The following is a 2,035-nucleotide window of genomic DNA, read 5'->3' on the forward strand; positions in this document are numbered from 1 at the left end:
CCGGCTTACTTGCCCATAAAAGGCAAGGAAGCCGGCGTCCTGTTTTTAACGCCTGGGCCTACTTTTTTCCCTGGTTTGCCACAGCGGCAATGGAGGCGGCTGCCGCCTCCGGATCCAGGTATTTTCCGCCCGGGGTGATGGGGGCGAAGTTCTCATCCAGTTCATACACCAGCGGAATGCCCGTGGGGATGTTGAGCGCGGCAATGGCGTCATCGGAAATGCCGTCGAGGTGCTTGACCAGGGCGCGCAACGAGTTGCCGTGGGCGGTGACCAGCACCGTTTTTCCGGCCTTGAGGTCCGCCTTGATGTCTGATTCCCAGTACGGCAGCAGCCGGACCAAAACATCCTTCAGGCACTCGGTGCGGGGCAGGGCATCGCCGAGGTCCGCGTACCGGGGATCGTTGGCCTGGGAGAATTCGCTGTCATCGGACAGGGCAGGCGGCGGGGTGTCGTAGCTGCGGCGCCATTCCATGAACTGCTCTTCACCAAACTCGGCCAAGGTCTGGGCCTTGTCCTTGCCCTGCAGGGCACCGTAGTGGCGTTCGTTCAGGCGCCAGTCGCGCTTGACGTCAATCCAGCCCCTGTCGGCAGCTTCCAGTGCCAGGTTGGCGGTGTTGATGGCGCGCTTGAGACGGGAGGTGTACAGCACGTCGGGGAGCAGATCGTTCTCCACCAGCAGCTCACCGCCGCGGACTGCCTCGGTGCGTCCCTGTTCATTGAGATCAACGTCCACCCATCCGGTGAACAAGTTCTTGGCGTTCCACTCACTGTGGCCATGGCGAAGCAAAATCAACGTATAGGTCATGGGGCAAGTCTACCGGGCAGCGGCGCGCGGAGCTCAAATGCTACGCAAAATCCACGGCCCGCGGGCGTGGGCCGGCGGGGTGGCCTGTGGCCGTGGCTTGCGGGTGTGGCACCCCATGCGATGAACCGGCATCCGGTTTTGCGCCTATGCCACCATGCGCCGCACCGGCGCCGGGTTTTGCGCATGAGCATCCGCGCCGCACCCGCGCCGGCATCCGCGCCGGGACCGCGCACTCTGCGGCAAGCACTAAACTGGTGAGGTGGTGCAACGGGCGGAGCGGGTCAAAACGGCCTCAGCCGACCCCGTCACAGGCACGTCACAACGCCCGGCCCGCCCCCGCAACAAGCCCTTTGGCAATGTCACCCGCGGCACCACCAACCCGAACCGGCTGCGCCGGGTGGACCGCTGGCTCGCCGGCCCGCAGCAGTGGCGCTTGCGCCGTGCGGCCGCTCCGCTGGTGGTGGATCTTGGTTACGGTGCCTCCCCGGCCACCGCCGTGGAACTCTACGGGCGCATTCACGCCGTGTGCCCCGGCGCCCACGTCACGGGCATTGAAATTGAACCCGACAGGGTGCGCAGTGCCAAGCCGCTGGAGCACCCCGGCCTGGACTTTCGCAGGGGTGGTTTTGAAATTCCCACCCCCGAACGTCCCACCATGGTGCGTGCCTTCAATGTCCTGCGCCAGTATGACGAAGCTGATGTGCGGCTCATTTGGGAGACAGTGTGCGCGCGGCTGGCCCCGGACGGCATTTTCATCGACGGCACCTGCGATGAAATTGGCCGCCGCTGCACGTGGGTGGCCCTTGATGCCGGCGGCCCGCTGTCCCTGAGCCTCTCACTGCGCTTTGGCTCCTTCGAGCTGCCCTCCGACGCCGCGGACCGCCTTCCCAAGGCCCTGATCCACCACAACGTTCCCGGCGAGAAAATTCACGATTTCCTGCAGGCGCTGGACAAGCACTGGCTCGCCGGAGCTCCGCTGGCGGCTTTTGGCCACCGGCAGCGCTGGTTGGCCATGTGCCAGAAAATGTACGACGACGGCTGGCCCCTGGTGCGCGATCCCTCGCGTTGGCGTTTGGGTGAGCTGACAGTGGAGTGGCGGGCAGTGGCCCCCGCCAAATGACCGCAGGCGCCGCCAACGTCCCCCCAAATGACCGCACGCGCCGCCTATGTCCCCGCAAATGACCGCACGCGTCGCGCACGTCCCCGCTTTTCGCGCACCTCCCCCGATGC

General features: G+C 65.6%; 2 protein-coding genes. One reads left to right on the forward strand and one right to left on the reverse strand.

The features are described from left to right. Positions 1–58 precede the first annotated feature (58 nt). Positions 59–805 carry a phosphoglyceromutase gene (locus ACFUCV_RS14915; protein WP_380817109.1) on the reverse strand — a complete coding sequence of 249 codons (747 nt, stop codon included), beginning with the start codon at positions 803–805 and terminating at the stop codon, positions 59–61. 259 nt (positions 806–1,064) lie between these two features. On the opposite strand from ACFUCV_RS14915, the gene ACFUCV_RS14920 reads away from it, so the two are divergent. Next, positions 1,065–1,925 carry a class I SAM-dependent methyltransferase gene (locus ACFUCV_RS14920; RefSeq protein ID WP_380817111.1) on the forward strand — a complete coding sequence of 287 codons (861 nt, stop codon included), beginning with the start codon at positions 1,065–1,067 and terminating at the stop codon, positions 1,923–1,925. Positions 1,926–2,035: the final 110 nt, after the last annotated feature.

The organism is Specibacter sp. NPDC057265 (genome assembly GCF_042668835.1).
GTDB lineage: Bacteria > Actinomycetota > Actinomycetes > Actinomycetales > Micrococcaceae > Specibacter.